This window comes from Bacteroides sp. MSSM.1001136sp1_RTP21357st2_D2_RTP21359_211015 (assembly GCF_040913205.1).
Classification (GTDB): domain Bacteria; phylum Bacteroidota; class Bacteroidia; order Bacteroidales; family Bacteroidaceae; genus Bacteroides; species Bacteroides ovatus.
On record NZ_JBDFVF010000070.1, the window covers coordinates 1 to 4,225 of the forward strand.

At 45.8% G+C, this 4,225-nt stretch carries 8 protein-coding genes and 1 pseudogene; 7 read left to right on the forward strand and 2 right to left on the reverse strand.

Annotated features, from left to right (window positions below):
* Positions 1-126 (reverse strand): annotated as a pseudogene (locus tag AB5217_RS24675) (replication initiation protein); the annotation flags it as partial.
* Positions 127-538: 412 nt separating this feature from the next.
* Here AB5217_RS24675 and AB5217_RS24680 point away from each other — a divergent pair.
* The 7 genes from AB5217_RS24680 (at position 539) to AB5217_RS24710 (ending at position 3,212) form a co-directional block, all read left to right on the forward strand.
* The gene (locus AB5217_RS24680) at positions 539-790 is read left to right on the forward strand and encodes a hypothetical protein (RefSeq protein ID WP_004295507.1); all 252 of its coding nucleotides are present in this window, start codon (positions 539-541) and stop codon (positions 788-790) included.
* Positions 787-1,062 carry a type II toxin-antitoxin system YoeB family toxin gene (locus tag AB5217_RS24685; protein WP_004327436.1) on the forward strand — a complete coding sequence of 92 codons (276 nt, stop codon included), beginning with the start codon at positions 787-789 and terminating at the stop codon, positions 1,060-1,062. Before AB5217_RS24680 ends, AB5217_RS24685 begins: the two co-directional genes overlap by 4 nt.
* A gap of 10 nt (positions 1,063-1,072) precedes the next feature.
* Positions 1,073-1,270 (forward strand): hypothetical protein, encoded by a 198-nt coding sequence (locus tag AB5217_RS24690; RefSeq protein WP_004295503.1) that lies wholly within the window; start codon positions 1,073-1,075, stop codon positions 1,268-1,270.
* Positions 1,271-1,462: 192 nt separating this feature from the next.
* A complete protein-coding gene (gene mbpA, locus AB5217_RS24695; protein WP_004327437.1) occupies positions 1,463-1,762 on the forward strand; it encodes a mobilization protein MbpA in 300 nt (99 codons plus the stop codon).
* Positions 1,759-2,553, forward strand: coding sequence for a mobilization protein MbpB (gene mbpB, locus AB5217_RS24700; RefSeq protein ID WP_007560590.1), 795 nt, complete (start codon positions 1,759-1,761; stop codon positions 2,551-2,553). The genes mbpA and mbpB overlap by 4 nt, the downstream gene beginning before the upstream one ends.
* The gene (mbpC, locus tag AB5217_RS24705; protein WP_004295511.1) at positions 2,510-2,962 is read left to right on the forward strand and encodes a mobilization protein MbpC; all 453 of its coding nucleotides are present in this window, start codon (positions 2,510-2,512) and stop codon (positions 2,960-2,962) included. The genes mbpB and mbpC overlap by 44 nt, the downstream gene beginning before the upstream one ends.
* Positions 2,963-2,981: 19 nt before the next feature.
* The gene (locus AB5217_RS24710; RefSeq protein WP_004295510.1) at positions 2,982-3,212 is read left to right on the forward strand and encodes a hypothetical protein; all 231 of its coding nucleotides are present in this window, start codon (positions 2,982-2,984) and stop codon (positions 3,210-3,212) included.
* Between the two features lie 36 nt (positions 3,213-3,248).
* Here AB5217_RS24710 and AB5217_RS24715 read toward each other — a convergent pair.
* A partial coding sequence (locus tag AB5217_RS24715; protein WP_069108557.1) for a replication initiation protein occupies positions 3,249-4,225 on the reverse strand: 977 nt, incomplete at its 5' end.

A 4,225-nucleotide genomic window follows, 5' to 3' on the forward strand; every position in this document is an offset into this window, starting at 1 on the left:
GCACGCTTCCAGTATGCGAAGAACTATTCTTTGTTCGTGTATGGACATGTCTTGCTGTTTTGACCATGTATATACCCATGAAACAACAACATCTTTATTCTTGGTAATAGGTAGTTTCTTTTTCATAAACGATTGATTTGCTGCAAATATACACAATCCCCACATTAAAACAAAAAAAGAGGGGTAAAACTCCCAAAGTGTGGGGACTAATTTACTTTTAAACTCCCAAAGTGTGGGGACTAAACTCCCAAAGTGTGGGGAAACACATGTTCTAATCCCTTTATTTATGGGCGTTTGCGAAGAAGTGATAGAGCATATTACAGACGATGCTTATAACAGACAAGGGGAATTTATAGAGCTAAGTGGTTGATTTACTGTCGGAAAAAGAAAAACGATAGGGAAAAAGAGCAAAGCAAAACCAACCAACGGGCGGTAGGATTGGAAACGGGTTTTTATGGCGTGTACACGTTTGTGTACAAAATGTTTGTATTTTATTGAAATATAGCTATCTTTGTGCTGAATTTAAAAGCAAACAGATATGGAAGCATTATCAGTAAGAGAATACCGTAACAACCTCGCAGCGTCTTTCACCAAAGCTGACAATGGCGAGCAGGTACTAATTCGCAGGAAAAACGAGATTTACGCTTTGGTAAAAGTTGGTCGTGAAGATTTGATGATAACCCCGGAGCTGCAAGCAAGGATTGACAAGGCAAGGGAAGAAATCAAATCCGGAAAGTGTGTTACCCTCAAAAGCAGTGAGGATATTGACGCTTATTTCGATAGTCTATGATGTACACAATTAGGGTTTCCGACGGGGTGGATAAGGTGATTGCCAAATGGAAGAAATCAAACCCCAATTTGTTCAAGAAGTATAAGAAAATCTACAAAGAATTGTTAGAGCACCCTAAGACTGGGCTTGGGCATCCCGAAGCGTTAAGGGGCGGTGGGGATATTACATGGTCTCGACACATTACCGCCCATGACCGGATAATCTATGACATTTACGAGGAAGTGGTAGAGGTCTACATCTTGGAGGTAGAGGGGCATTACAACGATAAATGATAAAACTGTTATGGTCGAATATTGTGTTTACTGGTTAGAGAACGGCGAGCCTATGCACGAGGTGTTCTCTTCTCTTGCCGCCGCCGAGATGTACTCATGTGCGATAAGAGGGAAAGAAAACATTGAATGGGTGGAGGTGTCCGAAGAAGAAACCATTGATTTGGACGAACTGGAAGACATGTTCCCGGATGACTTCTGCGGCGTGTAATCCCCTTGGGTAGAAATGGGGTAGAATTTGTTAGGCTGTGGGGGATTTTCTAACACGCCGGGGCTTTTTGCTGGGCGGTTGGCGTGGATGTATTCCCATGCGGCATGTGTATATATAGCAAGAAGTGTCCTTGTCGGACATTTCTTGCCTTTCTCGCTTTGCTCAAAAAGATTTTAAGATTACCTTTGTGGCATGGAACTAAGACGGAACGAAAAGATTACATTCCGGTGTACCGAACTTGAAAAGGACGCACTTGCGGAGCAGGCAGCCCGGTGCAGTCTAAGCGTATCGGAATACTGCCGGAGTTTGTCCCTTGGGGGGCGCCCAAGGGAGAGGTACACCGAGGAGGAACGGCAGCTTCTCCGGGACATAGCCCAGTTGAAAGGAACGCTCCAACGGCTGAACAACTACTTCGGTGGTCGCCAGTACCGGGAAGTGTTCGAGGAGAACCGGGCACTAATTACAGAGCTCAAAAAAATACTCTCACGATGATAGGGAAAGGGAAAAGCATATCACATGGTGTGGCGGCATTGGAGTACGACCTCGCCAAAGAGATAAACGGGCAGGCAGTAGCCACCGAGATAGCCCGGCATGAACTTTATGGGTGTACTGGTGCGGAAATGGTGCAGGAAATGAAACCGTATCACATTGATTTTCCGAACGTAAAAAACAACTGCCTACGTTTCGAGGTCAGCCCCTCGATAGAGGAAAGCGCCACCTTTACGGATGCGGACTGGGCGGAACTTGGTAACGACTTCATGCAGCGCATGGGGTTGGCGAACCACCAGTACATCATCATCCGGCACAGCGGTACGGAGAGCAAGAAAGAGCAAGCCCACCTGCACATACTGGCAAACCGGGTTTCCCTTTCCGGGGAACTGTACCGGGACAACTGGATAGGGAAAAAGGCAACGGAAGCCGCCAATGCCATAGCCAAGGAACGGAACTTTGTACAGTCGCAGGACATTGGCAAAGTCAACAAAGCGGAAATCAAGGAAGCCATGGACGGCGTATTGAAGAAGATGCAGGGCTTTGACTTTACCAAATTCAAGGAAGAACTTGGTAAGAGAGGTTTTAAAGTCCGGGAAGCCAGGGCAAGCACCGGGAAACTTAACGGCTACTATGTCACAGCCCGAAGCGGTACGGAGTATAAGGCAAGCGAGATAGGGAAAGGCTACACTCTCGCCCATATCGAGCGGACACAAAGCAAACTGAAGTGCAACTCAATGAACATATCTCATGGAAACAAACTCACACCCGGAAGCGGCAGCTTCCAACGTTAAGCAGGGACAGTACAGCCCCCGGAAAAGAAAAGATACAACGCCAAGGGTAAACCCGCAGCTTGCGGTAGAACTGGTGTATCAAGAACTAAAGCGTGTTGAAGTCTATACGAAGCGCATAGAGGACGCAACAGCCCGAAAGGTACAAATAGACGGGAAAAGCCTTGAAAGTGCCGAAAATCGCCTAAAAAACGTGTTGGCGGACTTTGAACGGCAGGGGTACAGAATGAAAAACGGCGGTTATGTGGACAAACGAATTTCGTTCTACTCAATCCTTTGTGCTGTTATCTCCCTATTGTTCGCTTGTTTCATGTGCTATCTTTGGACGGATGCAGCCAAAGACCGGGACAACTACAAGCAGTATTATGAATACTACCAAGAGCAGGCAAGGGAACAAAAGGGGAATAAATAAACATCTAACTTTACGAATTATGGGAACAACGGAACACGAAGAACCCCGGTTCTTCTTCATACTGAACAAGGGTGCGAAGTCCGGCGGCGAAATCACCCATGCCGTCCTAAACGGTAGTATCGTTTCGAAGCCGGCAGGCTGGGACGCCTTTCATGGGCTTGCACTGGCGAGAGAGAAACTAAGCAGCGAGGAAATACAACAGCAGATGAAAGAACTTGGTGTAGAAATGGAAATCGTTCCTCTGATTTGACAAGATTACCCGGAGTGTTTCAGCCGGGTAATCTTGTTACTTATCCTTGATTTTCCCTTTAAGGGCGTTTATAATCCACCCTTTCGGATTGTTCTTTTCTCGTGATTTTCCGTTTAGGAGAGCCAGTTCTCCGATAAGGTCGGTTATCTTTTCTTGTGCCGTTATGAATGTCTCTTTGTTCCGGTTTATCTCTTCCGATGTGAAGCCGCAGGAATAACGGAGGTACTCGTACACATGGCTGTCTATCTGATATCGTGCTGTAACCTTTGCTTGCAATTCTTTCCCTTCCAGTTCTTCATCTCTGAACTGTGGTTGATAGACCGGGTAGAACCTAAACCCGGTCACCTTGCTACGTTTGTTGTTTGGGTTTTCACGCACTTTCACGTAGTTGAAAGTGTATGGGCAGCTCTCATCAAGCGCAGCCTTTGCTGGTTTCAAAACTCTTTCCTCAAAATGATCTATTCTGTCTTTTCCGTTCTTGTCCTTGTATTTGTCCGCAGGTATGCCAAGACGGTCTTTCAAGTTTTCAAGGGATATATCCAAAGGGTACACCTGCCCACTCATTAACATGTAAAACCTAAGGGAATACCCAGTAGGTAGCGCAAGAGCCTTGTTTAACTCAAATTCTCTGTACCCCTTGGCGAACTTGGTAAACACATCCCAAAGGTCGTTAGACACACGAAAGGTTATAATGCCAGTGCGTTTTTTATATTTTGGGTTAGATATAAATCCGCACTTCCACCATTCCTCGTCATCTTCGTAAGTAAAAAAACGTCCTGCCAAAGAATCGAGTGCGGCTATGATTTCATTGTAATCACGTCCGGAAAAAATAACGTCAGATACATGCATTTGTGCATCAACATCCCAAAGTCCATGCTCAAACTTGCGTTTCGTGCCTGCATAATCTTTCAGTTTTACTCCCTTTAGTTCAGCTTGGCACGCTTCCAGTATGCGAAGAACTATTCTTTGTTCGTGTATGGACATGTCTTGCTGTTTTGACCATGTATATACCC